The sequence below is a fragment of the Nocardia sp. XZ_19_385 genome (assembly GCF_015355755.1).
Classification (GTDB): domain Bacteria; phylum Actinomycetota; class Actinomycetes; order Mycobacteriales; family Mycobacteriaceae; genus Nocardia.
Genome location: NZ_JACVEE010000004.1, coordinates 279,049 through 303,620, shown reverse-complemented (window position 1 = coordinate 303,620; position 24,572 = coordinate 279,049). Strand labels below are relative to the sequence as shown.

Annotated in this window: 26 protein-coding genes, 1 tRNA gene and 1 pseudogene; 20 read left to right on the top strand and 8 right to left on the bottom strand. The window is 67.1% G+C overall.

Annotated features, from left to right (window positions below):
• Nucleotides 1-4: 4 nt before the first annotated feature.
• A complete protein-coding gene (locus IBX22_RS30305) occupies nucleotides 5-1,243 on the bottom strand; it encodes a PucR family transcriptional regulator (protein WP_375540295.1) in 1,239 nt (412 codons plus the stop codon).
• A 206-nt stretch (nucleotides 1,244-1,449) separates the two neighbouring features.
• Between IBX22_RS30305 and IBX22_RS30300 the strand changes: the two genes are divergently transcribed.
• Complete coding sequence (locus IBX22_RS30300) at nucleotides 1,450-1,746, top strand: hypothetical protein (RefSeq protein ID WP_194819173.1); 297 nt, start codon at nucleotides 1,450-1,452, stop codon at nucleotides 1,744-1,746.
• An 87-nt stretch (nucleotides 1,747-1,833) separates the two neighbouring features.
• Nucleotides 1,834-3,285 (top strand): molybdopterin-dependent oxidoreductase, encoded by a 1,452-nt coding sequence (locus tag IBX22_RS38395; protein WP_194819172.1) that lies wholly within the window; start codon nucleotides 1,834-1,836, stop codon nucleotides 3,283-3,285.
• A 401-nt stretch (nucleotides 3,286-3,686) separates the two neighbouring features.
• Here the strand turns inward: IBX22_RS38395 and IBX22_RS30290 are convergent, their stop codons facing one another.
• Nucleotides 3,687-5,708 carry a TPM domain-containing protein gene (locus IBX22_RS30290; RefSeq protein ID WP_194819171.1) on the bottom strand — a complete coding sequence of 674 codons (2,022 nt, stop codon included), beginning with the start codon at nucleotides 5,706-5,708 and terminating at the stop codon, nucleotides 3,687-3,689.
• 30 nt (nucleotides 5,709-5,738) lie between these two features.
• Between IBX22_RS30290 and IBX22_RS30285 the strand changes: the two genes are divergently transcribed.
• The 5 genes from IBX22_RS30285 to dnaG all read left to right on the top strand — a co-directional run bounded on the left by IBX22_RS30285 (nucleotide 5,739) and on the right by dnaG (nucleotide 11,067).
• Nucleotides 5,739-6,413 carry an MBL fold metallo-hydrolase gene (locus tag IBX22_RS30285; protein WP_194819170.1) on the top strand — a complete coding sequence of 225 codons (675 nt, stop codon included), beginning with the start codon at nucleotides 5,739-5,741 and terminating at the stop codon, nucleotides 6,411-6,413.
• Nucleotides 6,397-6,801 carry a hypothetical protein gene (locus tag IBX22_RS30280; RefSeq protein ID WP_194819169.1) on the top strand — a complete coding sequence of 135 codons (405 nt, stop codon included), beginning with the start codon at nucleotides 6,397-6,399 and terminating at the stop codon, nucleotides 6,799-6,801. Before IBX22_RS30285 ends, IBX22_RS30280 begins: the two co-directional genes overlap by 17 nt.
• A 265-nt stretch (nucleotides 6,802-7,066) precedes the next feature.
• Nucleotides 7,067-7,645 carry a YdcF family protein gene (locus tag IBX22_RS30275; protein WP_194819520.1) on the top strand — a complete coding sequence of 193 codons (579 nt, stop codon included), beginning with the start codon at nucleotides 7,067-7,069 and terminating at the stop codon, nucleotides 7,643-7,645.
• 6 nt (nucleotides 7,646-7,651) lie between these two features.
• A complete protein-coding gene (locus tag IBX22_RS30270) occupies nucleotides 7,652-8,902 on the top strand; it encodes a deoxyguanosinetriphosphate triphosphohydrolase (protein ID WP_194819168.1) in 1,251 nt (416 codons plus the stop codon).
• Nucleotides 8,903-9,144: 242 nt separating this feature from the next.
• Nucleotides 9,145-11,067, top strand: coding sequence for a DNA primase (dnaG, locus tag IBX22_RS30265; RefSeq protein ID WP_194819167.1), 1,923 nt, complete (start codon nucleotides 9,145-9,147; stop codon nucleotides 11,065-11,067).
• A gap of 507 nt (nucleotides 11,068-11,574) precedes the next feature.
• Here dnaG and IBX22_RS30260 read toward each other — a convergent pair.
• The gene (locus tag IBX22_RS30260; protein WP_194819166.1) at nucleotides 11,575-11,820 is read right to left on the bottom strand and encodes a hypothetical protein; all 246 of its coding nucleotides are present in this window, start codon (nucleotides 11,818-11,820) and stop codon (nucleotides 11,575-11,577) included.
• A 327-nt stretch (nucleotides 11,821-12,147) separates the two neighbouring features.
• On the opposite strand from IBX22_RS30260, the gene IBX22_RS30255 reads away from it, so the two are divergent.
• Nucleotides 12,148-12,220: transfer RNA gene (locus IBX22_RS30255), tRNA-Asn, on the top strand.
• Nucleotides 12,221-12,330: 110 nt separating this feature from the next.
• Nucleotides 12,331-12,531: pseudogene (locus IBX22_RS37680) on the top strand (DDE-type integrase/transposase/recombinase); the annotation flags it as partial.
• Nucleotides 12,532-12,570: 39 nt separating this feature from the next.
• Here the strand turns inward: IBX22_RS37680 and IBX22_RS30250 are convergent.
• Complete coding sequence (locus IBX22_RS30250; protein ID WP_228539763.1) at nucleotides 12,571-13,245, bottom strand: SgcJ/EcaC family oxidoreductase; 675 nt, start codon at nucleotides 13,243-13,245, stop codon at nucleotides 12,571-12,573.
• Between the two features lie 90 nt (nucleotides 13,246-13,335).
• On the opposite strand from IBX22_RS30250, the gene IBX22_RS38170 reads away from it, so the two are divergent.
• On the top strand, nucleotides 13,336-13,860 hold the full coding sequence (locus tag IBX22_RS38170; RefSeq protein WP_194819165.1) for a MarR family winged helix-turn-helix transcriptional regulator: 525 nt from the start codon (nucleotides 13,336-13,338) through the stop codon (nucleotides 13,858-13,860).
• 227 nt (nucleotides 13,861-14,087) lie between these two features.
• On the top strand, nucleotides 14,088-14,480 hold the full coding sequence (locus IBX22_RS30240) for a hypothetical protein (protein WP_309234850.1): 393 nt from the start codon (nucleotides 14,088-14,090) through the stop codon (nucleotides 14,478-14,480).
• Nucleotides 14,481-14,519: 39 nt separating this feature from the next.
• Here IBX22_RS30240 and IBX22_RS30235 read toward each other — a convergent pair whose 3' ends face one another.
• Nucleotides 14,520-15,401, bottom strand: coding sequence for a hypothetical protein (locus IBX22_RS30235; protein WP_194819164.1), 882 nt, complete (start codon nucleotides 15,399-15,401; stop codon nucleotides 14,520-14,522).
• A 72-nt stretch (nucleotides 15,402-15,473) separates the two neighbouring features.
• Nucleotides 15,474-16,703: an acyltransferase gene (locus IBX22_RS30230; RefSeq protein ID WP_309234873.1), complete on the bottom strand. Its 1,230-nt coding sequence runs from the start codon at nucleotides 16,701-16,703 to the stop codon at nucleotides 15,474-15,476.
• An 86-nt stretch (nucleotides 16,704-16,789) separates the two neighbouring features.
• Between IBX22_RS30230 and IBX22_RS30225 the strand changes: the two genes are divergently transcribed.
• The 4 genes from IBX22_RS30225 to IBX22_RS30210 are packed head-to-tail and all read left to right on the top strand — an operon-like array spanning nucleotide 16,790 to nucleotide 19,358.
• A complete protein-coding gene (locus tag IBX22_RS30225; protein ID WP_194819163.1) occupies nucleotides 16,790-17,398 on the top strand; it encodes a TenA family protein in 609 nt (202 codons plus the stop codon).
• 51 nt (nucleotides 17,399-17,449) lie between these two features.
• Entirely contained in the window at nucleotides 17,450-18,112 is a 663-nt protein-coding gene (locus IBX22_RS30220) for a DUF998 domain-containing protein (protein ID WP_194819162.1), read from the top strand.
• A gap of 60 nt (nucleotides 18,113-18,172) precedes the next feature.
• The gene (locus IBX22_RS30215; protein WP_194819161.1) at nucleotides 18,173-18,898 is read left to right on the top strand and encodes a DUF899 domain-containing protein; all 726 of its coding nucleotides are present in this window, start codon (nucleotides 18,173-18,175) and stop codon (nucleotides 18,896-18,898) included.
• A gap of 55 nt (nucleotides 18,899-18,953) precedes the next feature.
• Nucleotides 18,954-19,358, top strand: a complete 405-nt coding sequence (locus IBX22_RS30210; RefSeq protein WP_309234849.1) for a DUF1707 domain-containing protein — start codon at nucleotides 18,954-18,956, stop codon at nucleotides 19,356-19,358.
• Nucleotides 19,359-19,410: 52 nt separating this feature from the next.
• On the opposite strand, the gene IBX22_RS30205 is transcribed toward IBX22_RS30210, so the two are convergent.
• Entirely contained in the window at nucleotides 19,411-20,811 is a 1,401-nt protein-coding gene (locus tag IBX22_RS30205) for a glycine--tRNA ligase (protein WP_194819516.1), read from the bottom strand.
• A 192-nt stretch (nucleotides 20,812-21,003) separates the two neighbouring features.
• Here IBX22_RS30205 and IBX22_RS30200 point away from each other — a divergent pair, with 192 nt between their 5' ends.
• The 5 genes from IBX22_RS30200 to IBX22_RS30180 are packed head-to-tail and all read left to right on the top strand — an operon-like array spanning nucleotide 21,004 to nucleotide 23,904.
• Nucleotides 21,004-21,351: a helix-turn-helix transcriptional regulator gene (locus IBX22_RS30200; protein WP_194819159.1), complete on the top strand. Its 348-nt coding sequence runs from the start codon at nucleotides 21,004-21,006 to the stop codon at nucleotides 21,349-21,351.
• A 3-nt stretch (nucleotides 21,352-21,354) separates the two neighbouring features.
• On the top strand, nucleotides 21,355-21,807 hold the full coding sequence (locus IBX22_RS30195) for a Fur family transcriptional regulator (RefSeq protein WP_194819158.1): 453 nt from the start codon (nucleotides 21,355-21,357) through the stop codon (nucleotides 21,805-21,807).
• A 48-nt stretch (nucleotides 21,808-21,855) separates the two neighbouring features.
• A complete protein-coding gene (gene recO, locus IBX22_RS30190; RefSeq protein WP_194819157.1) occupies nucleotides 21,856-22,599 on the top strand; it encodes a DNA repair protein RecO in 744 nt (247 codons plus the stop codon).
• A 34-nt stretch (nucleotides 22,600-22,633) separates the two neighbouring features.
• Entirely contained in the window at nucleotides 22,634-23,455 is an 822-nt protein-coding gene (locus tag IBX22_RS30185) for an isoprenyl transferase (protein ID WP_194819156.1), read from the top strand.
• 35 nt (nucleotides 23,456-23,490) lie between these two features.
• Complete coding sequence (locus IBX22_RS30180) at nucleotides 23,491-23,904, top strand: YbjN domain-containing protein (protein ID WP_194819155.1); 414 nt, start codon at nucleotides 23,491-23,493, stop codon at nucleotides 23,902-23,904.
• A 10-nt stretch (nucleotides 23,905-23,914) separates the two neighbouring features.
• Here IBX22_RS30180 and IBX22_RS30175 read toward each other — a convergent pair whose 3' ends face one another.
• A complete protein-coding gene (locus tag IBX22_RS30175; protein ID WP_194819154.1) occupies nucleotides 23,915-24,523 on the bottom strand; it encodes a TetR/AcrR family transcriptional regulator in 609 nt (202 codons plus the stop codon).
• Between the last annotated feature and the right edge of the window lie 49 nt (nucleotides 24,524-24,572).

Here is a 24,572-nt window from a genome sequence, read left to right as displayed (position 1 = left end):
CGGCTCAACCCGCTCGCCCGGTGGGCTGGTTCTGGTAGCTGCGGGCCACTATCGCCGAGCGCAGGTACCACAGGCCCGCGGACTGCGTCGCGTCCAAGCCGGTCAGCTGGCTGATGCGTTTGAGGCGGTAGTCGATGGTGTTGGTGTGCACGTGCATCAGGCGCGCGGTGCGCTGGCGGTTGAGGTTGTTCGCGATGTGGCACTGCAGTGTTTCGAGCAGGTCGGGGTGTTCTTCGAGGGGGTCGAGCAACGTATGCAGGTAGTCCAGGGCCGGACCGGGACGGGTCAGCTGGTACTCCAAGGCCAGGTCGTCGAAGCGGTAGAGCTTGGGCGGGCATTGCAGGCGGGAGACCATGTCCAGGACCTGATGCGCGCGGTCGGCGGCCTCGGGGACCTCGGCGGCGGGTGCGAGGACGACGGCGGCGGTCAGCGGGGCTTGGGCGGCGCGGGCCAGGTCCTCGACGAGTTCGTCGAGGGCGGCGCCGGTGAGCAGCGACGAGGGCAGCAGCACGGTGCCGCCGTCGATGCTGAGCAGCGACAGCACCGCCTGGCCGAAGCGGGTGGCGAGTGCGGCTTGCACCCGGCGCAGTTTGCGGCGCTTGACGACTTCGCGGTCGAGAGCAGGGATCTTCTCGTCGGGGTGGGTACCCAGGGCCAAGGCGAAAACCTGGTATTCGTCGGCGATTTCGATGCCGCATTCGCGAGCCATGGTGGAGTTCGCGTGCCCACTCAGCAGCGCCGAGGTCAGCGTGTGCGCCGCGGTGTGATGCTCGCTGACGACCGTCCGCAGTTCCCGCACGTAGGCGCGAGCCACCGTGGAGGTGATGGTGTCGAGCACCTCCATGAGCCGGCGGCTGAGGATTTTCAGGCTGTCGAAGTCCTCGGCGGTCGCGTTCGTCAGGACGAGGTCGAAACCGAGTTTGAAGCCCTCGTGTACCGCGTGATGGATGGTGTCGATCGGGATGCCCTCCCGGGCCCAGGCGGCGGCGGTGTGCGCCAATTGCTGTGTCTTGCCGGGGATGTCGGAGCCGTCGAGCATGCTCACCGCGAGCTCCAGGCAGACCCGGGTAATGGCGGTCACATCGCCGTTCAGCGCCTCACCGGGCAGCGTCCGGCAGGGCACCACGGTTTCCAGGAAGTGGCCGACCATGCGCTTGGACACGGTCCGGACATCCTTCAGCGACGAGGTGACAGGTTGACCGGACATCGTCAGATCCGACGGATAAGAACTGGTAGCGGACACGGTGACTCCCTTCCCGCAAGCCCAGGGCAGCGGAAGTGCCCAAGCTAGCGCGGACGATCCGGCTATCCGGCGCAACGGCAGAACCCCGTGCAACCCAACACCGGGCGCGGATTTCGCTGTGACACCTCACCAAATGAGCTCCCCATAGCGAACGGACCTCATAAGGTCGTTCCTCAGGAAGGCGGGACCGTGACGGAGGGAGGCGCGTGCGTCCACCAGCAGATGACGAATGCGCCCGCCATGACGCGCTGTTGCAGGCGCGGCTCGGCCTGGCATTGGCGTTGGTCGAGGCGGTCGACTACGACAGTAACTCCACCTTGCGTTCGCTCGAGGCGCTCGCCTCCCGTTGCGCCGCCGTCGGCGTCCCTGCCGAAGCCGTGCACAGGATGGTCGACGACGGGGTGCTGGCGGCGGTCGCAGACGCCAGATCGGCTGATCAGCGCCCGGTGACGACAGTGGCCGGACTACTACACCGGACGGTGGCCCGCGCCTACCTGCGCTAGTGGTGAAAGGGGTTGGCCGGGGCCCGGATTGGTGGAGAATGCGGGGTAGCGATGCGAGGTCGATCAGCGGAAGCAGGTGTTCGGGCAGTGCGAACGGATGAGGATCGGAACAAGGGCGGGGTCCTGGGGGCGGCCGCGGTCGGCGTAGCGGCATTGGGGCTGGGCGAAGCGGTCGCCGCGGCGCGGGGCGGATCGCTGATCGACACCATCGGGCGGGTGCTGATCGATACGGTGCCGATTCCCGTGGTGGAAGCGACCGTGGTGATTTCGGGCAGGCACGACAAAGCCGCTACCCGGACCGGTGTCGGGGCCGGGGTGGTGGCGGCGACCGCCGGGATCGGTGCGTTGCCGCAACGGATCCGGGTGCCGGCAGCCGCGGCGGCCGGGATCGCGGCAGGGGCGCTGGCTACCCGGCAGCCCACGCGATCGGCTTCGACCGTGCTCGGTGCGGTGGCCGCGTCCGGGGTGCTCGCGGCCGGGCTGCGCAAGCGGCCGCGCGGCCTGCTCGGCACTTTGGGATGGTCGCTGGTGGGGGCCGGGCTGCTGGCGGCCGCGCAAACCTTGCAGAAGGATCATGATCGTAAGCAGGACAACGCGATTCGGCGGCTCGGGGCGATGGGGGCGCTCGGTGCGGTGCCCGAGGACGGGCTGGAGGGCGAAGCGGGGCTGTCGGCGCTGGTGACGCCCGCACACAAGATGTATGTCGCCGATATCAGTCTGCGAGCACCGCGGATCGATCCGAACCGGTGGCGGTTGTCCGTCAAAGGCATGGTGGCGCACACGCTTCGGCTGTCGATGGACGAATTGGTCGCGGACGCGGTGGAATTCGACGCGGTGATGGTGTGCGTGCACAACCGGGCCGGTGAAGGGCGAGCGGCCAACGCACGCTGGTTCGGGGTGCCGCTGACGGATCTGCTGAAGCACGCCATTCCGGACTCCGGCGCTACCCGGCTGGTGACGCGCGCGGTCGACGGTTACACGATTTCGCTGCCGCTGGAGGCATTGCGTTCCGGCGAGCTGCCCGGCTACCTGGTAATCGGCATGAACGGCGAACCCCTCACTCCCGCACACGGTTTCCCGGCGCGCGTGTTCGTCCCCGGGCTCTACGGTCAGTACACCGGCGCGAAGTGGCTCACCGAGCTGGAACTCACCGACGACAGCCACTCCGACTACTGGGTGAAGCGCGGCTGGACCCGCGAACTGCTGCGGGTGCACCCGCACGCGCGCATCGACAGCACCGTGCCCGGGCGCGAGATCGCCGGGACCACCTCGGTCGCGGGTGTCGCGTGGGCTCCCCCGCACGGCGTCGACGCAGTGGAAATTCGTGTGGGCCAAGAGGATTGGCAGCCGGTCGAACTCGGCTCCGAACTGTCATCGTCAGCGTGGCGGCGCTGGCGCACCACCCTGAAGTTGCCCGCGGGCGCCCACACCTTGCAAGTGCGTGCGATCAGCCGCTCGGGCCAGATCCAAGACGGGGTCGACCGCCCACCATTCCCCGTGGGCCCCACCGGTTTACACACGGTCACAGTCGACGTCTGACACCGACAAGGACGTGTGCGGCGGCCATTTACGGCCGCCGCCTCCCAATCGGCGCAGCCGTGTACCGCCCTGGGCAGACGTTGGAGCACGCCAGGACGGAGCGCACTACGGCGGGACGCGGGAGCCCGCGCGTCCGCCAGAGAAACCAGCGCCGCCCTCACCCGGTGGTGTCTCTGCCTACCGCCGGACAGCGACGTATTTGCCCGCACCGACAGCGACGTACTCGGCCTAGGCCGCGAGCCGCGCTCGTAGCGGCCGAACAGCCCGGCGTGACGGTGACGAATCGTCCGCCGCTGTTGCAATCGCGGTCAGTTCCAGCCACGAGAGGCTGAGGAGACGACCTGCCGAGGGGTCCTGCAGGCTGGGTGGGCAGAGGTGACCGGACGCGTGCCAGACGTGCGCTAGAAGCGTCCGCCCCGGCTGATCCTGCGGGAGCCCTGGGAGCCGCCGTAGGAGCCTGCGCTCCAGCCACCGGAACCGCTCGAACGGCGGGAGCCGCCCGCCCCACGGAGCAGGTCCTGGAGGAGGATGCCGCCGAGAACCGCTCCGCTGCCGCCGAATCCGCCGCCGAAGGGGCCGCGGCCGTAGGAACCGCTGTATTGGGTTTGGCTTGATTCCCAGGCCTGCACGCTGGCTTGTGCTTCCTGGAGCGCGCGGCCAGCCAGGTCGGCGGCGGACTGGGCGTTGCGCAGGGCGTCGGCCGGGTTGGTGGCGGTGAGTTGTTGTGCCGCGTCGAGGTTGCGCTGGGCCTCCGACAGCCGGGTGCGGGCGTTCGCGTCGACGCCGCCGCGGCGGGTGCTGATGTAGTCGCTGGCTTGCTGGACGCGGGAGCGGGCGTTGGTGAGGGCTTGGTCGAGGCGGCGGGCCAGGTCTTCGGCGGCCAGCTTGCGATCGGTGGCGGCGGCGATCGCCTTGTCCAAGTCGCCGTCGGCGGTGACCGCGTCGTGGAAGGAACCGAGCGGGTCTGTGTCGCCGGTGGATTCGGCTTTGGTCAAGGCCCGCTGCGCGGTGTTGACGGCGGCGGTCAGCTCGGGTCCGCCGTGGGCGGTGAGGCCGGACGCGTCGGCGAGGTCTTTACGCAATTCGGCGAGGGCTCCGGGTAATCCGGCGCGGGCCTGCTCGATGTTGGTGGAGGCATTGTCGACCGCGTCGAGCAGTGTGCGGGCCTGGCCGATGGCCCCCTCCGCCGACCGGATCGCCGGAACCGCGGCGCCCTGCTTACCGACCGGCTGGACGAGAGCGTCCCTGCCGATGTCGATGTTGTTTTCGGCGAAGGTGATTCGTTCGCGCGCCATGCCGACGTTGTCCCGGATCGGGGCCAGCACGCTCGTCGGCTGGGCTGCGGTGAGCCGGGTCAGTTCGGCCTCGGAGGCGGGGATTCGCCCGGTCAGGTCGACGATATCTTGGGTGAGGGTGTCCAGCCGGCTCGGAGCGTTGATGAGCAGGCTGCGCATCTGGTCGAATTCGGTTACGCGAGCGTCGAGTTCCTTGTCCGCCCGTCCGACCGTGTTCAGCAGCTCGACCAGCAGCGTGCGCTGTTCGTCTGGTGTCTCAGGGATTTCGTCGTCGAGTTGCTGGCGGATCGAGAAGGCTTTGGACGCGGCGGCTTTCGCGTTCTCCAGCGCGTTGGTGAACGGGCTGACCGCGGTGGCTCCGAATTCGCCGGTGGCGATTTCCAGTTCTTCGGCGCTGGTGCGGATCGCATTGTCGATGTCCACCAACGCTTCCCGGGAGCGCTCGTGCAGGATTTCGAGCGGCAGGGCGGCGAGGGCGGCGCTGTTGCCGAGATCCAGGTTTCGGGCGGCGTCGAGTTGTGCGCGGCTGAGGTCGCGGCGCTGCTTGCGGCGGAACAGCCAATACAGGCCGAACGCGATGACGCCCAGGATGATCAGCGCCCAGAGCACCAGCACCATGCGGCCACCACCGCTGCCGCTGCTCATCGCCGAACCCATCCCGTCGGCCATGGCGATTCCCGCGTCGGCCCATTGGCTGCGATGCAGGTCCGGCTCGACCTTGCCGGTCAGCAGGTCGTCGAGTTCACCGTCGGAGACCCCGTTCGGCAGGTCGCCGTAGAACCAGTAGTCGCGGGATTCGGTCGCGACGGCGAGCAGCAGATCCCTTCGGCCGAAACCGGATTCGGTCGCGGTGCGCTCGGCCCACGATTCCGCGCCGAGCCCGCCGAAATCGGGCACGTAATTGACCCACAGCCGCACCTGATGGTCGGTGTACAGCCGTTCGACCGCCGCGCGCACCCGATCCATGTCCCCTTGATCGAGCACCTTCGCCTCGTCGACCACATAGGACCCCATCCGGCCCGGCGGTGCGGCCGCAACCGGCGCGCTCAACAGCGCGACACCCGCCAGCATGACGCCGACGAGGAGTGAAGCAGACCAGCGGGCGAGGCGGCTCCATGGCAGCTGCATGTGTTGAATCTAACTGGATAGGCTGCGGGAATGACGACGATCGACCGTCCCTACACCGGCCACGTGTCGCCGGGCAGCAATCCACAGCAACGTGACCTCCCCGGCGCCCGGATCATCAAGATGTCCGTCGGGGCCATGGACAACAACTGCTACCTGGTGCAGTGCGTGTCCGGCCCCGCCCTCCTCATCGACGCCGCCAACGAACCCGAGCGGATCCTGGAACTGATCGAGCAGGAAGCAGCCGGCCGGGTCGCCCTGATCGTCACCACCCACCAGCACCCCGACCACTGGTGGGGCCTGAAAGACGTCGCCACCGCCCTCGACGTCCCCACCGCCGCCCACGAACTCGACGCCGGCCCCCTCCCCGTGCAACCGGACCGCCTGCTCGCCGACGGCGACACCATCGAAATCGGCGACCTGCGCTTCGAGATCTCCCACCTACGCGGCCACACCCCCGGCTCGATCGCCCTCGCCCTGACCGACGAATCCGGCCGCACCCACCTCTTCACCGGCGATTCCCTGTTCCCCGGCGGCCTCGGCAAAACCAAGACCCCCACCGATTTCGACTCCCTCTACAACGATGTGACATCGAAACTCTTCGACCGCTACCCCGACGAAACCGTCGTCCACCCCGGCCACGGCGACGACACCACCCTCGGCATCGAACGCCCCCACCTCGAGGAGTGGCGTGAACGTCGTTGGTAACCAGCCTGAATCGTCTGCGGATGGGCCGTTGATTCGGAAGGCTTATCGTGCGGCCGAGACGGTCGATGCTGCCGCAACTTCAGGTCAATCGGCGCCCTTCGCGATGGCTCGGGTCATCGCTTGGGGGGCAGCGGCCATGGCGGAGGGATTCCTGCGATTCAGGCTAGCGGCTGGAACCATTCTGCTCTCGGTAATCATTGGCGCGTTAGGGATCACGTCCGATAGGGCTGCTGGCCGGTACTTTTACCTCGCCTGTGGCCTTATCGGCGTTCTCTTGGTCATGACCATGTGGATGCGGAAGTGGCCTTTCGCACGACAGTGGGTAGTCGTCATCAGCGTTCTCGCCGCCGACCTCGGCCTGCTTGCCCTGGTGCCAGCCGTCCTCTGACCTCCAGGCTGGCGGGCCCGGGGCTGATGACATCCGGGACATGACCGAGTAGCTCACTCGACGTTTGCCACGGTCATGTCCCACTGGTCGGCGGGTTGGGGCCGCCGAGGTGGTCGGGAGGTCGGGGGGTACTGGCAGACTTGGATGCGTGAGTTCGCCAACCTTGCATCCTGGGGCCGATGTGGCTCCCGCTCCCGGTGTGCCGCGAGGATTCGGGGCCGGGCTAGTGCGGTGGCTACGGCGGTTGATTCTCGGGACGGTGCTGATGGGGCTGGTGCTGGTGGGCGGCACCGCGTTCCGGGTGTGGCAGGTCGCGCGGATCGAGGATTACAGCAAAGCCGACGCGATCGTGGTGCTGGGCGCGGCGCAGTATTCCGGGACGCCGTCGTCGGTGTTCGAGGCGCGGCTGGATCAGGCCGCGAAGCTGTACAAGCTGGGCGTCGCGCCGCGGGTGATCACCGTCGGCGGCAAACAGGAGGGTGACCTGTATACCGAAGCGGCGTCGGGCAAGAACTATCTCGAAACGCTGGGCGTGCCCGGGGACAAGATTGTCGCTGTGGAAACCGGTTCGGACACGTTGCGCAGCGTCGAAGCCGTCGCTGAGGCGATGCACGCACGCGAGCTGTCCTCGGCGGTATTGGTCAGCGACCCTTGGCATTCGCTGCGCACCCGCACCATGGCCCGCGACGCCGGACTGCACGCCTGGACCGCGCCCACCCGCACCGGGCCCGCCGTCTACACGCGCGAATCCCAGGCGCACGGCATCGCCCGGGAGACCGGCGCGCTGCTCTGGTACCAGCTGACGCATTTCTCCGCCGACTTCAAATACACAGCGGGGCAGTGATATTCGATGACCTACACTGCACACGACCGCGAGCGGATGGTCGCCGGAACCCCCAAGACCGCCGCCCTCTGGCCTTCCGAGCGAGAGGGCGGGCACCGCACCGAATTCGCCCGCGACCGCGCCCGCGTCCTGCACTCCGCCGCATTCCGCAGACTCGCCGACAAGACCCAGGTGATGGGTCCGCGCGACGGTGACACCCCGCGCACCCGGCTGACCCACTCGATCGAGGTCGCGCAGATCGGGCGCAGCATCGCCGCGGGCCTCGGCTGCGACCCCGATCTGGCCGACCTGGCCGGGCTCGCGCACGACATCGGCCACCCGCCCTACGGCCACAACGGGGAGAAGGCCCTCGACCAATTCGCCGACCAGCACGGCGGATTCGAAGGCAATGCCCAGAATCTGCGGATCCTCACCCGCCTCGAACCCAAGGTTCTCGCCCCCGACGGCACCAGCGCCGGATTGAACCTGACCCGCGCCGCCCTCGACTCGGCGATCAAATACCCGTGGGGCAGAACCGGTTCCGGCACCAAGTTCGGCGCCTATGACATCGATATGGACCGGCTGGCCTGGATTCGCGCCGGTGCGCCGGACCGCAAACAGAGCCTGGAATGCCAGGTCATGGACTGGTCCGACGACGTCGCCTACTCGGTGCACGACGTCGAGGACGGTGTGATCGCGGGCCGCATCGACCTACACGGCCTCAGCGATCCCGCGTTGCAGACCGAACTCGCGCGCCTCGGCCACGAACGCCATCCCTCCCTATCGGTGGACGAACTGATCGCCGCCGCGCACCGCCTCTCCGACCTCCCCGTCGTCGCCGCGGCCGCCGACTACGACGCCAGCTTCGCGAGTTCCGTCGCGCTGAAGCAGCTCACCAGCGAACTGGTCGGCCGCTTCGCCACCGCCGCCATCACCGCGACCCACACGGTCGCCGGGCCGGGGCCGCTGACCCGCTACGCCGCCGATCTCGAAGTCCCGGCAGTGGTCGCCGCCGAAGTCGCGATGCTCAAAACGGTGGCCCTGCACTACGTCATGTCCGATATCGCGCACCGCCGCCGCCAGGACCTGCAACGCGAACGCATCCTCGCCGTCGCCACCCACCTCCTCGACTCGGCGCCCGACAGCCTCGACCCGGTGCTCCTACCGTGGTGGAAAGCCGCGGACGACGACACCGCCCGGGTTCGCGTGGTCGTGGACCAGATCGCGTCGTACACGGAGAGCCGGCTGGAGCGGATCGCTGCCCAGCTCGACAGCTGATCGGCAAATCGTGCACTGTCTGCCGTTCGGCCGATGCCACCGTCGCAAAGTCCCGATGCACGAATTTGTCCTGCCTCCGCTCCGGAGTCGTTGCAGCGCAACAGCGGTGATGCGGGGTGGTTCGCACACCCCTCGAGACCAGCGGGAGGCGAACCACGCAACCGTGGCGAACGGCTCGCGCGGGTGTGGCTCTGGGCGCAGCCGATGGGCGTGTCGATGATCGATTGGCCTAGACTCTTGCCGTGACCGGACGAATCCCAGATCGCGATATCGCGGCTATACGCGAACGGGTTCGGATCGAGGAGGTCGTCGGAGAGTACGTCGCCCTGAAGCGTGCGGGCGCCGACTCGGAGAAGGGGTTGTGCCCCTTCCACGACGAGAAGTCGCCCTCCTTCCATGTGCGCCCCCACATCGGCGTTTTCCACTGCTTCGGCTGTGGTGAAGGCGGCGATGTCTACAAGTTCCTGCAGAAGATCGAACACATCGGGTTCGTCGAAGCAGTCGAGCAGATTGCCGATCGGGTCGGCTACCAGATCAACTACGAGGGTGGCGGCACCTCCGTGCAGCGCGACCGGGGCACCCGCTCCCGGCTGGTCGCCGCCAACGCCGCCGCACACGAGTACTACATGGCCAAGCTGCGTGAGCCCGAGGCCGAGACCGCGCGGAAGTTCCTGACCGACCGCAATTTCGACGGCAACGCGGCCCAGCAATTCGGCTGTGGCTACGCCCCCGACGGCTGGGACACCCTCACCAAGCATCTGCTGCGTAAGGGTTTCGAGTTCAAGGAACTGGAAGCGGCCGGCCTGTCCAAGCAGGGCAAGCGCGGCCCCATCGACCGCTTCCATCGCCGCCTGCTCTGGCCGATCCGCAACCTCGGCGGCGAGGTCATCGGCTTCGGCGCGCGCAAGCTGTTCGACGACGACACCATGCCCGGCAAGTACATCAACACCCCGGACACGATGCTGTACAAGAAGTCTCAGGTGCTCTTCGGCCTGGACCACGCCAAGCGCGATATCGCCAAGGGGCACCAGGCCGTTGTCGTCGAGGGTTACACCGACGTCATGGCCATGCACCTCGCCGGCGTGAAAACTGCCGTCGCCTCCTGCGGCACCGCGTTCGGTGACGAGCACATGGCGATCCTGCGCCGTCTGCTCATGGACGACAACTTCTGGCGCGGCGAGATCATCTACACCTTCGACGGTGACGCCGCAGGCCAAGCCGCGGCACTGAAAGCTTTCGGCGGCGACCAGCGGCTGGCCGGTCAGACCTACATCGCCATCGCCCCCGACGGCCAGGATCCCTGTGAGCTGCGCCAGCATTCCGGCGACGGCGCCATCCGCGACCTGATCGCCCGTCGAACCCCGCTGTACGAGTTCGTGATCCGCGGCCTGCTCGCCGACCACAACCTCGACCAGGTCGAGGGCCAGGTGGAGGCGCTGCGGCGCGCGATCCCCGTGGTCGCGCAGATCAAGGACAACGCGACCCGCAAGGCCTACGCCACGCGCCTGGCCGGCTGGGTCGGCTGGGACGACATCCAGTCCGTCGTCCGCCGCGTCGGCGACGAAGCCAAGCGTGGCCGCACCGGTGCGCCGTCTCGCACCCCGACCCGCGGCGCCGCCGCCCCGTCCTCCCCCACGGTCACCGAACATCCTGCGGCGCGGCCGAATCCGAACGACCCGGTCCTGCTCCCGCAACGCCAGGTCCTCGCTGCCGCCCTGCAGTACCCGGCGATCGCCGGCCCCGTCTTCGACTCTCTGGAAGCCGAAGCCTTCACCCACCCCGCCTTCGTCGCGGTCCGCGCCATGATCGCCGAAGCCGGCGGCGCGTCCTGCGGCCTGGGCGGCGCGGAATGGGTCAGCGCCGTCACCGACCACGCCGACGACCTCACCCTCCAGGCGTTCGTCTCCGAACTCGCCAACGAACCGCTCCCGGTGAAGTCGTCCAACGACATCCCCCGCTTCATCACCGGCGTTTTGGCGCGGGCCCAGGAAGCCTGGGTCGGCCGTCAGGTAGCCGAACTGAAGTCCCGCCTCCAACGCCTGTCCTCAACCGACCAGGCCGACACCTACATGGCCCTCTTCGGCGACCTCGTCGCCCTGGAGCAGTACCGCAAGAGCCTGCTCACCCAGGCCATGGGCAACTCCGACGACTTCGCGGCAGGCTGACGGGCCGCCATCAGAAACCCGAACCCGGACAGCACGAGATAGCCGAGGGCGTGCAAGATCAGCCCGACGGTCGTCAACGAGACCATCCGGACCACGTAGGCGCTATCCAGCGCTAGCACAGGTGGCGAAAGCTGCTTCGCCAACGCCGTCTGGATGAACATGGCGGTCTTACGGCGACGCCGCTTGTCGTAGGAGTATCCCCGCCCCCGCGATGTCCCCGCCGCATAGATCGCAGAAGCCTTCTGGCACTGATCATTTCGCCCGCAAACCGGGCAGTTCCCCGCGTACATGCGGTCAGCGCAGCGGCGACCGGCCCGGCCGTTGGTTGCAGATTCCTTGCACAGACCGCTCGGTCACTATGAACACCGCGCGGCCGCACCACGACCCGGTCGGCGATCACCCACCGCACGGGCCTCGGTTCGCACCTCACACGTCCGATAGGGGTTTCGAAGCGCAGAGTTCATCCGGCGACCGCCGAATTACCCTGTGGCTCAAGGAGAGCGGCGTTCAGCGCCGCAACTGATCGTGCGGGACCAGCACCGTGGTCCGCTCGTCCAAAGGCTCCATCGGCTCCAACTGCGGCCGCGTGCTGAGCTTGTCCGACAGCTTCTGCCGCCCGACCTGCACCAGCTTGCGCGTCACCGGACTTCCCGTGACCGCGCGCGTAGCCGCGCTGATCTGCTCATACCGGACCCGCCCAGCCTTGGTCCCGAGCACGTACCCGGCAGCGACGCCGATGATCAACCGCAGCATCTCGTAGAGCTCCTCCCAATTCGCCTGTGCGCGCCCCTATCCTGCCCGAAGCCACCGACAACTGTCGATCCGCCCAGGGCGCGTCGACAACTCCTTCCCCCGCGCGCCGCTCCACCCCCGACCACCACCCACCACCCGTCGGCGTAATGTTGCTCACAAGCCCACCCGCCGAGGCCCCGACGCGCGCCTGACCAGTGCCGGACGAGCCCCCGGCCAACCGCCCCAAACCACACATTCCCCCAGGTAAGACCGCGATTTGGGAACCGGCCCAACGGTGCGCTAAAGTTTCATCTCGGCCCGCCCAGCACGGACGAGCCCGCCAAGTAGTCCCCTATAGCTCAATTGGCAGAGCAGCCGACTGTTAATCGGCAGGTTTCTGGTTCGAGTCCAGATGGGGGAGCAAAAGAACCCCTGACCAGCCAATTCCGGTCAGGGGTTTCTTCATTCCGCACGATGGTCGGCCAATCACCAAAAATACGCCGAGAATTTGGCACCGAATGATTCGTCCTTCTTTTCTCCATCCGGATCATCGGCTCTTCGATCGACGGGCGTATGACCGCCTCGATGGCGGTGGCGGCTCTGCGAAACGCGGTTGGGATACGTTCAACGGCTGGCACCGTGGTCCGCTCCGACAACGGTCATCAGTTTCGGTCACGACGATTCGTTCATGCGTTGTCGGCCAACCGATTACGAGGTTCGATGGGTCGCGTTCACCTTGCTACTGCTCTACGGCCAGGTCGTGCCGCAGGGTCACTTCTCGGCTTCCGGCCTGGTGTCTGGGGAGAGGATGAACGAGAAGCGCTCCATCACGGACTTTCGCTGGGTGTTGTGGAAGGCGGCGACCCGCCATTGGCCGTCTGCCTGGCGTACGAGTGTGTAGGTCTGGACCTTGGACAGCTCGGCCGGCGCATCGCCGGTGTAGTCGTCGCCGCGGCCGGTGACGATAGCGGCGTCGGGCGACAGGAAGCGGATGCCGAGGTAGGAGTTGGCCAGTTTGCTGCCCTCGAGGAATTTCGCGAAGAGGGCCTTGTGGGAGTTGACGATGTCGGCGCGGCCCTCGTAGTAGCTGCCGACGTAGGTGGCGTAGGTGGCGTCCTCGGTGAACTGCGCGCCGTAGGCGTCGGCGTCGTTGCGGTCCCAGGCGTCGATCAGCGACTCCAGTACACCGCACACCGCCTCGCGGTCGCCGGGCGCGGCCTGGCCGGTCGGGGTGACACTCGCGCACTCGGCGTGTCCGGTGTTGTGCACGTCGGAAGTGGCGTCGAGCCACAGATATCCGCCGCCGACCGCAGCCACGACGGCGAGTAGGCCGATGCCGAGCACGCGCAGCAGTCGGCGGCGGCGCTTGGGCGACTTCCCGGAAGCCGGGCCTTTTGCCTCGGCCACCACCGCAGTGCTGGCCATCTTGTCGTCCTGGGTGGTCATGCCGTTCTCCTTGTCGTTAAGATGAAGCAGAATCTGCATTTCAACAATATCTGCATCAATGCAACTATCACAGTAGGGGCATCTGCACCAATGGCAAACACGCCATCACGCGACCAGCACCTGGTCTTCCGCGAGTACCTCGACGCGGTGGGCCTGCACGGCATGGCCGGCGCGGAAGCCGCCGGACTTCAGCCCACCGAGTGGTACGCGGTGAGCCTGATCAACTTGGCCGGGCAGATGACCTCGGGCGACCTGGCCGCCCGCGTAGGCCTGACCACCGGCGCGACGACCCGGCTCATCGACCGCATCGAGAAAGCGGGTTACCTACGCCGCACCACGGATCCAGCCGACCGGCGACGGGTCATCGTCGAAGCCGCAGCCGAGACCTTCCCCGATATCGAGGACGTGGTCGGTCCCGCCCGCCGACTGATCGCCGAGGTTCTGGACCGCTACACGGCCGAGCAGCGCGAGGTCCTCTTCGACTACTTCGCCCATGCGGCGCCCGCCTACCGGGCAGCCGCCGAAGAGATCCGCGCCCACGCCGCACGCAGCCGCCGCCCCGGCCCCAAACCCAAGGAAGCCGCCTCTCGCCCCACCCCTTCCGCGAGCGAGTGACCACCCGCGTTCCGCATCACAGGCCTCGATCGGTCCCGGATTTCGCCCGCCGAAAAAGGTGTGGCGCGTGCAGCCACCTCGGAGGCAGTCTGGCCGTATGCCGAGGACGCCCTCGGACACATGGGGGACATCGCCGAGGTATCCAGCTGTGCCGTAGGCGATCTCGTCCTTGCCGAGGTCCGGGAAGTGCAGCGGTGGCGCAACCTATAACGCTCAAAGGAGAACCAGTGAGTTACCTCAGAAAGTCCATGCCCCTGGTAGCGATAGCCCTCGCAGGCGGGATCGCGCTGTCGGGCTGCTCATCTGACGCAGATGTGGTGTCGGAGAACCTCAGTAAGGCCGCCGATCAGTTCGAGATCGCACGCCGCGTCGTGTTCGTGAACGGCATCACCGACAAGTACCTCCTCTCCATCGAGGGGCGATGCAACATCAAGGACGACGGCAACCAGCTCGAGGTCGTCTGCAAGACCGCCGGCGGCGAGTACAAAAAGCACTTCCTCGGCCTCAGTGACAACGTGACATACTTCGTGGAGCAGCTCGAGCCCGCGAATGTGAGCGCGGACCATTACCGGGTGATCTTCAAGCCCGAGGTGATCGTGCCCGACGTCGACCGGCCTTGAGATTCGCCCGGTAGTGGTCGATGGCGGTGAAACCTCTGTCTACCCCCGCTTTCGCAGGGTCAACTTTTGCGGTTCCTGGTAGCTGAAGGGCTTGAAAAGGTGCTTCAGGGCACCGTTTTCGAAGGGGGTCGGCTGGTCGAGCACGGAGTAGCGGAATTCGTGGTCGTGGAAGAGGGACTCGGTGAGATCGTCGAAGTTGTAGTCGAATTCTGACTTCGGCAGGTCGTTGAGCGACGGGGAGGTGAAGGCTTCGAAGCCGGCTCGTTCTTCTTCGATTTGTTCGGTGGCGCGTTCGAGCATGATCCACAGGGCGATTTCCTCGCCCATGGAGCGGGGTTCGGGCCAGGTGCCGGAGTCGAGGCATTCGAGGAGGTGGTCGAAGCAGGTGGCGAATTGCTTGAGGAAGGGGAGCTTTTGGCGTTGCAGTGCGGTGGGGAGTTCGTGGCGGAAGACTTCGGCGTCGCCGGCGATCAGGGCGTTGAGTTCCTCGACGTAGATTTCGCCGTGGTAGCGCAGGGTTTCGGCGGTGCGCGGGGTGATGATGGAGTCGTCCGGGTCGGCGGGGGCCAGGGGGAAGCGCATGACGCCGCAGATGGAGGGGCGGGACAGGGCGTCGAGGTAGTCGGTGGGGGAAGCCTCGGCGGCTACCTCGGATTCGATTTTGCGGGCGATCCGTTCCACCTGGGCGCGCACCGGGCGGGGCGCGGTTTCGAGGGCTTCGGCGACGAAGTCCGGCGCCAGGTCGGCGCCGGCGAGGAGTTCGTTGAGGGCGTCGGCGAGGCGGACGGCGGAGGCGCGGTCGTCGAAGGTGGCGACGGCCTTCAGTTCGTCCCAGCCCTGGTCCTGGTAGATCGCGAAGACGCGATGCATGGACGGCGTCGACTGCGGCAGGAACAGCTTGTAGGGCAGATTCGTACTCATAACACGCGGGTCATTCTCTGTGGGTAGATCTTTGGGGCATGACCCTACGGGCTCCGGACGGGATGTGTGCGACTAGACCGATTCGGCATACAGACCGGCCAGCTCACGCCGCACGGCCGCGGGCAGCCGCTCCGCCGCGACTCCCCCACCCAGCACGCCGATCGTCAACCGGCCCTGGAAGGTGTAGAGGAGGAAGGTGACGGCGGCCGAGGCACCGGTGGAGGGTCTGGGATGTGCGGAGAGGTAGACGATTTCGTAGTCGGCGAGGGTGAGCTCGGGTGGGGTGCGGAAGGCTGGGACACGGCCGGTGTTGGTGACGGCGACGTGGCCGGCCAGGGAGTGAATTCTGGTGGGGCCGTAGAAGTCCGGGAAGTGCAGGACCGACTGCTGGACGATGCCTTCGGAGAGGTCGTGGTGCAGACGGGACGAGATCTGGTGTGCCAGTAGGGAAATGTCGGCGGTCAGGTCGACTTCGGCGGCGAAGGACGCCAGCCCTGCCATGTTGGTGCCCGCGGCGCGGGCCACCGGCGGATCGAACCGGGTGCGCAGGTCGACCGGATACAGGCAACCTACCGAAGCTGTTGTAGTGGAGCCGGTTTCAGCGACATAGGCCCGTAACAGGGCGGCGGTGACGAGGCCGTTGACGGTCAGCCCCGGTCGATGGCCGAGTTCGACGATGCGGGCGGTTGCCACAGGGTCCAGCACCGCGCGCCGCGGTTGCGCGAGCGAGGGCGGTGCGGGGGTCGCCGGATCGGCAGGGGTTCGTGCGTCGGGTGGGAGCGGGCGGGTCACGTCCTCGAATCCGGACACGGCACTGCCGGTGATTCCCCGGTCCGCCGCGTACTCTTCCACCGGCTTCGGAAGCTCGTGCGGCACAACATCTTCTGGCGTCAAGCGATCGGTGTAGAAGCTCCACAGCCGCGACACCAACTCCACGCAGTGCCCGGCATCGGCCACGCTGTGATGCGCGAACAAGGTGACCCGCGCCGCCGAACCCCCGATCACCACATCCAAATACGCCAGCTGCACACCGGGATCCACCGGCTGGACCGGCAGTCGCACCTGATCGACAGCACCGTCACGCACCCACGCGCCGACCGTGGCCCCGCCGGATCGGAGCAGATAGCCGACCCCCTCGGAGTCCTCGCCGATCCGGCAGGTCAACACCGGGTAGGCGCGTTGCAGAGTCAGGAACGCGGTGCGCAGCGCGGCGACATCGAGCTCGCCCTCGACCCGCACCGTCCGCCCGGTGTACGTCCCATGCCGTACAAACCGCTGTTCCGATGGCGCCAGAACCCGCACCACTTCGCCCTCATCGCGCCACACATCGGACAGAGTGAGGCAACACCGCCCCCAACGCAATCCGGAGAGTAAGAGAGACTTCTCGCATGAGTCTTGCAGCACACCTGGAGCAGCTCGGCCGCCCACTGGTCGAGGAACAACTGGCGCACCCCACCGTGGTCGGCATCGCGAAGGGCGATCTCGACGAGCCGGTATTCCGCTCCTGGCTGGAGCAGGACTACCTGTTCCTGCTCGACTACGTCCGCGTCTTCTCCCGCCTGGCCTGGCAGGCGCCGGCCGCACACCTGGGCGACCTGGTCGACCTCGCGCACGCCACCTTCCACGAGGAACTCTCGCTGCACCGCTCGCTGGCCGCCGAGTTCGGCGCCGACCTGGACGGGGCGGTCAAGGGCGAACCCTGCGTGAACTACACCGCCTTCCTGCTGGATTCGGCCGCCACCTACGCCGACGGCCTGGCCGCCCTCTACCCGTGCATGTGGGGCTACTCGACGCTCGGCACCCGCCTCGCCGAGAACCCGCCCACCGAACCCCGCTACCGCCGCTGGGTCGACGCCTACGCCGACCCCGGCTTCGCGGCACTCACCGCCCGCTGCGCGCAGATGCTCGACGAATCCGGCGCCGACCCGGCCCGCGCGGAAGCGCTGTTCCTCGAAGGCATGCGGCACGAGATCGCGTTCTGGGACGTCCCGCGCTGACCATCGATTACCGCTTGTGCGGCATGCGGCGCGTCAACTAAAATTGACGGCATGGCCGAACCACGCACTCGGGCCTTGCTGATCTGTGGCGCGATCGCCGGCCCGCTGTTCCTCGCGGCCGTCGCGCTGGAAGGCGCCACACGCGCGGACTACGACCCGGTGCGCCACCCGATCAGTTCCCTGGCTCTCGGCCCGTACGGCTGGACTCAAACGGCGACCTTCCTGGTCTCCGGGATTCTCTCGCTTGCCTACGCCGTCGGCTTGCGCGCCGCGCTGACGCCGGGCCGGGGCCGGCTATGGGCGCCGATCTTGGTGGCTGCCTGGGGAATTGGGCTGGTCGGCTCGGGGGTGTTCGTGACCGACCCGGTCAGCGGCTACCCGCCCGGCACCCCCGGCAAACCTGCCGGGCCCACCACTACCGGCACTCTGCATGACCTCTTCGCCCTACCGGTGTTCCTGGGGTTCCCGGTGCTGTGCCTGGTCATCCTCGCCCGCTTCCTGGGCGAGCGGCGCCTCGGTTGGGCGGTCTACACGCTGCTCACCGCGGCCGGATTCACCGCGTGCTTCGTGCTGGCGAGCATGGGCTTCGAGCAAGACCCCGGCCTGATCGAAATCGCCGGGCTGCTGCAACGAATCACCATCGCCATCGCCTGGCTGTGGCTCACCCTGCTCGCAGTCCATCTGCTGCGATCCGGGCGCACCGATTCCCGATGATTTCCACACGGTCATCCGGTCTACATACCTGGACCCCTCTGACCGAAGGTAGGAGACATCATGACTCGTCCGGCTGTGGCATCCCACGACGAATGGCTGGCAGCACGCAAGCAATTGCTGACCGAGGAAAAGGAACTCACGCACCGGCTCGACGCGCTCTCGGCCAAGCGTCGCGAACTGCCGATGGTGCCGGTCGAGAAGAACTACGAATTCGAAGGCACCGCAGGCAAAGTCGCGCTGGCGGACCTGTTCGACGGTCGTAGACAGCTGATCATCTATCACATGATGTGGCGCTGGGATCTGGACGCGGGCTGCCCGAGCTGCGCGATGCTGCTGGACAACGTGGGCCACCTCGCGCATCTGCACGCCCAGGAGACCTCGTTCGCGGCGGTGTCGCGCGGACCGTGGGAGAATCTGAACAAGTACCGCGACCGCATGGGCTGGACGTTCCCCATGTTCTCCTCCTTCGGCAGCGCGTTCAACTACGACTTCCACGTCACCCAGGACGAATCCGTCGCACCGATCGAATACAACTACCGGACCAAGGCGGAACTGGAAGCCAAGGGCGAGAACTGGTTCATCGACGGGGAGCAGCCCGGCACCAGCGTGTTCTGGCGCGACGACGACGGCACCGTGTTCCACACCTATTCGCAGTACGCCCGCGGCGGCGACCTCCTCATCAACACCCACAACTTTCTCGACCTCACCCCGCTCGGGCGGCTGAAGCATGTCGGCGAGGCAAAACACCACGACAGCTACGACGCCGCCGAAACCCACTGCCACTGAGACGAATCCGGTAGTTTCCTGGCTCGCGCTCGTCCGCCGACCTAAGCTGGCTGACGTGGGCAAGGAAGAGCTGCGCGCCTCCGATGCGGACCGCCAGCAGATCGCGGACCAGTTGCGCAACGCGATGGACAAGGGCCGGTTGTCGCTGCACGAATACGACGACCGGCTGCAGCAGGCCTATGCCTCGAAGACCTACGGCGAGCTGGCCCCGCTGGTGTCCGACCTGCCCGCCGAGCGCGGCAAGCCCGGTCAGCTGGAGACGCCGCGGCGGATACCGCAGTGGGTCGTCATCATGTGGATCCCGTGGGCCGCGGTCAACCTGCTGATGCTGGTGATCTGGGCGGCCACCGGCGCCGGGTACTTCTGGCCGTTCTGGCTGGCGGTGCCGTGGGGCATCGCGCTGCTGATCCCCACCGGAATCGGCATCATCACCGGGACACCGCCCAAGAAGCACAGCTGACGCGAAACGACCCACAGCCCGGAAGGCCATGGGTCGCTTCGAGTTCGGTAGGTCAGGCGCCGATCAGGTGCTGGGCGAGGTAGCCCTCGACCTTGTCCAGCGCGATGCGCTCCTGCTGCATCGAATCCCGCTCGCGGATGGTGACCGCCTGATCCTCGAGGGTGTCGAAGTCGACGGTGATGCAGAACGGCGTGCCGATCTCGTCCTGGCGACGGTAGCGGCGGCCGATCGCGCCGGCATCGTCGAACTCCACGTTCCAGTGCTTACGCAGTTGCGCGGCAAGATCTTTCGCCTTCGGCGTCAGATCCGCGTTGCGCGACAGCGGGAGCACCGCGGCCTTGACCGGCGCGAGGCGGCGATCCAGGCGCAGGCTGATCCGCTCCTCCATGCCGCCCTTGGCATTCGGCGCCTGATCGACGGTGTAGGCGTCGACCAGGAACGCCATCAGCGAACGGGTCAGACCGGCCGCCGGTTCGATGACGTACGGCGTGTACTTCTCACCGGTGTTGGCGTCGGAGTAGCTCAGGTCGGTGCCGGAGTGCTCGGAGTGCGTCTTCAGGTCGTAATCGGTGCGGTTGGCGATGCCTTCCAGCTCGCCCCACTCGCTGCCCTGGAAGCGGAAGCGGTACTCGATGTCGGTGGTGCCGGCCGAGTAGTGCGACAGCTTTTCCTTCGGGTGCTCGAACAGGCGCAGGTTCTCCGGGTCGATGCCGAGGTCGGTGTACCAGGCCATCCGGGTATCGATCCAGTACTTGTGCCACTCCGCGTCTTCACCCGGCTTGACGAAGAACTCCATCTCCATCTGCTCGAACTCGCGCGTGCGGAAGATGAAGTTGCCCGGGGTGATCTCGTTGCGGAAGCTCTTGCCGATCTGCGCGATGCCGAACGGCGGCTTCTTGCGCGCGGTTTCCTTCACGTTCTTGAAGTTGACGAAGATGCCCTGCGCGGTTTCCGGGCGCAGGTAATGCAGGCCCTCTTCGTCGTCGACCGGGCCGAGGTAGGTCTTGAGCAGGCCGGAGAAGTTGCGGGGCTCGGTCCAGGAGCCGGGCTGGCCGGTCTCCGGGTCCTTGATGTCGGCCAGGCCGTTGGCCGGCGGGTGGCCGTGCTTCTCCTCGTAGGCCTCGATCAGGTGATCGGCGCGATACCGCTTGTGTGTGTGCAGCGATTCGACCAGCGGATCGGAGAAGGTGGCGACGTGGCCGGAGGCCTCCCAGACCTGGCGCGGCAGGATCACCGACGAGTCGAGGCCCACCACATCGTCGCGGCTGGTGACCATGGTGCGCCACCACTGCTTCTTGATGTTCTCCTTGAGCTCGACACCGAGCGGACCGTAGTCCCATGCCGACTTGGTGCCTCCGTAGATCTCACCGCACGGGTACACCAGACCCCGGCGCTTGGCGAGGTTGGCAACGGTGTCCACCTTCGACTTGGGTGCCACGCGAGAATTCTCCATCCACTGCGAGTTCGGATTGTTGTGGCGATAGGCCACCACTTAGCGATCCCCTTCAGACTATCGGCAGCGGCCAACTGGTTTTCCACCGCACGCCGCTTGCGGTCCAAGTTTCCGTCGTCGGCGCGTCACATTTGACATGCGCACCTTTGCATACGCAAAATGGGAATGCTTTCCATTAAGGAGAAGATCCCTATGGCCGCCGAGACCGCCACCCACACGCACAACCCGTACCGCTCCCCCGGCCCCGCGCCGGTCCCCTCCCGAGCCGTGCTGGAGGACGCGGGCGAACTGCTGCGCGCCCTGGCCGCACCGGTCCGCATCGCCATCGTGCTGCAGCTGCGGGAATCGCCGCGCTGTGTGCACGAACTCGTCGACGCGCTCGGGGTGACCCAGCCGCTGGTGAGTCAGCACCTGCGCATCCTGAAGTCCGCCGGCGTCGTCCACGGCGAACGGTCGGGCCGCGAGGTGCTCTACGAATTGGTCGACGATCACCTCGCGCATATCGTGGTCGATGCCGTCGCGCATGCCGAGGAAGGGTGATCCGTGCCTGAGAAGACGCAGCAGGATGCGCCTAAGTCGGTCGGCATCCGCAGCACCCGGCAACGCAGCGCGATCTCCGCGCTGCTCGGGGACATCGAGGAGTTCCGCTCCGCACAGGAATTGCACGACGAACTGCGTAAACGCGGTGAGGGCATCGGGCTGACCACGGTCTATCGCACGTTGCAGTCGCTGGCCGACGCCGGACTCGTGGACGTGCTGCGCACCGACTCGGGCGAGTCGGTCTACCGCCAGTGCTCCACCGGACATCACCATCACCTGGTCTGCCGCCACTGCGGGCACACCGTCGAGGTGGAGGGCCCGACCGTGGAGGCCTGGGCCGACGCGATCGCCGGCGACCACGGCTTCACCGAAGTCAGCCACACCCTGGAGATCTTCGGCACCTGCCGCACCTGCTCCAAGGCGGGGCGGGGCGCGAGCGTCAACCCACCGGCCTAGCGCCGCGTCCAGCGCCGCGGTGTCGGGTGGCCGTGGGAGGATGACGGCGTGCGTTTGTACCGGGATGAGGCGGTGGTGGTCCGCCAGCACAAGCTGGGCGAGGCCGACCGAATCGTCACCTTGCTGACCCGCCAGCACGGGCTGGTGCGGGCAGTGGCCAAGGGGGTGCGGCGCACCAAGTCCCGATTCGGAGCGCGGCTGGAGCCGTTCGCGTATGTCGATGTGCAGCTACATCCGGGGCGGACCCTGGACGTCGTCACGCAGGTGCACACCATGGAGGCCTTCGCCTCCGACATCGTCGACGACTACGGCCGCTACACCACCGCCTGCGCTGTCCTGGAAACCGCCGAACGGCTGGCCGGTGAGGAACGCGCGCCCGCGCCACGGTTGCACGCGCTGACCGCGAGCGCCCTGCGTGCGATCGCCGCCAAACAGCGTCCGCACGAACTGATCCTCGACGCATACCTGTTGCGCGCCATGGGTTTCGCCGGTTGGGCGCCCGCGCTCGACGAATGCGCCAAGTGCGCGACACCGGGTCCGCATCGTGCGTTCCACGTCGCCGCCGGTGGCGCCGTCTGCGTGCACTGCCGCCCGCCCGGCTCGGCCACCCCGCAGCAAGGGGTGCTCGACATGCTGGTCGCGCTGCTCAAAGGCGAATGGCAGGACGTCGAGTCCGTGCCCGAGGGCGTGCGCCGGCAGGCCAGCGGTTTGGTGGCCGCGCACCTGCAGTGGCACCTCGAACGCCAACTCCGCACCCTCCCCCTGATCGAGCGCTCCACCTTCTCCGCCTGATCGCCGCGCAGCGTCTCCACAACCATCAGGCAGGATGGACGCCGTGATCCTCCGCCGTGACTCCGCAACGACCACTGCGCGCTCGACCGGTCAGCGCACTGTCCGCCCGCCGTCGCCGCACCCGTCCGGGGCGACGCCGCCGGAAATTCCCGCGGAACTGGTACCCAACCACGTCGCGCTGGTGATGGACGGCAACGGCCGCTGGGCGCAGGAGCGCGGACTGCCCCGCACGGCCGGGCATGAGCGCGGCGAAGCGGTGCTCATGGACGCCGTCGAGGGTTGTATCGAGATCGGTGTGAAGTGGCTGTCGGCGTACGCGTTCTCCACCGAGAACTGGCGCCGCAGCCCCGACGAGGTGCGCTTCCTCATGGGCTTCAACCGCGACGTGATCCGCCGTCGTCGTGACGAGATGAACGAGATGGGCGTGCGGGTGCGCTGGGCCGGGCGGCGGCCGCGGCTGTGGCGCAGCGTGATCAAGGAACTCGAGGTCGCCGAGGAGCTGACCAAGGACAACACCGTGATGACGCTGACCATGTGCGTCAACTACGGTGGGCGCGCCGAAATCGCCGATGCGGCACGGGAAATCGCGCGGCGGGTGGCGGCGGGCGAGCTCGACCCGGAGCGGGTCACCGAGGCGACCGTGGCCAAGTACCTGGACGAACCGGATATGCCGGATGTGGATCTGTTCCTGCGTCCGTCCGGTGAGTTCCGCAGCTCGAACTTCCTGATCTGGCAGTCGGCGTACGCGGAGTTCGTCTATCAGTCCACGCTGTTCCCCGACTTCGACCGGCGCAACCTGTGGGATGCCTGCCTCGAGTACGCTAAGCGCGACCGGCGCTTCGGCGGCACCAAGTGAAGCCTGACGGCGACTCGCGACAGGAAAGCACCGAGATGGACGCACCAGCTACTTCCGACGAGGAACTTCAGGCCCGGGCGGGGGCGTGCCTGTCGCTCTACGACGTGGACGTGCGCGTCGACCCGGAGGGCTCGCTCGGGTTCGAATACGAGGGCGCACTGTGCTCGCTGCGCGCTGTCAACCTCGCGCCCGGCCTAGACGTGCTCACCCTCACCTGCGTACTGGCCTGGGATCGTCCACTGAAGCCGCAGCTGCACAAGCGAGTTGCCGAGCGCAACAACGCTTTACAGTTCGGCTCGGTCACCCTGATCAGCCACGAGAAGCTGGCCGACGTGATGCTCCGCTACACCTTCCCGGCCGCGGGCCTCGACGACCAAGCGCTTGCGACCATGCTCCTGCTGGTCCTCTCCGGCGCGGGCCGCGCCCGCCAGGGCTTGGTTCTCCCCTGATCTCGGCGTTTCAGGGGACGGTGGGCTCACCGTAGGGCATCAACGTACGCACACCTTTGGCCAAGGTTTCCGGTGAGACGTCGCCGATGATCAGGTGCTGCAGGATGAAACCTGGGAGGAGCCCGAGGATCACCGCCGCCACCGCATCGGGGTCGGCATCGCCGGGGAGCCAGCCCGCATCACGCATCCGCACGGCGTATTCCACCCAGCAGCCGCGCAATCCGCTCATGGCCTCTTTGACGTAGCGGCCGGCATCGGGGTCGACCAGCGCCAGCGCCCAGGCTTGTGGCGCGAGCCGGACTGTCCCGCCCGGACCACCGTTCTCGACCACATGCTGGGCGACCGCCCCGAGCACCTCCGCCGGAGTGGGCAGCGGATCGAGGTGGATCTGCTCGGCCATCAAGGCCCGCAACGGAACTGCCGTATGGTTTGCCAGCGCCGCGATGATGTCGTTCTTGGACTTGAAGTACCGGTAGACCGCACCGGCTGACAGCCCGGATTCAGCGAATACATCCTGCATCGAGGTCTCGTGGAACCCTTTGCGGACAAAGCAGGTGCGGGCGGCGCTCAAAATTTGCTGGCGGCGACGTTCCAGATGTTCTTCGCTGACTCGGGGCATGTGTCCAAACTAAAACGAATATTCGTTCTTGACAAGGTGATTGGGCCGC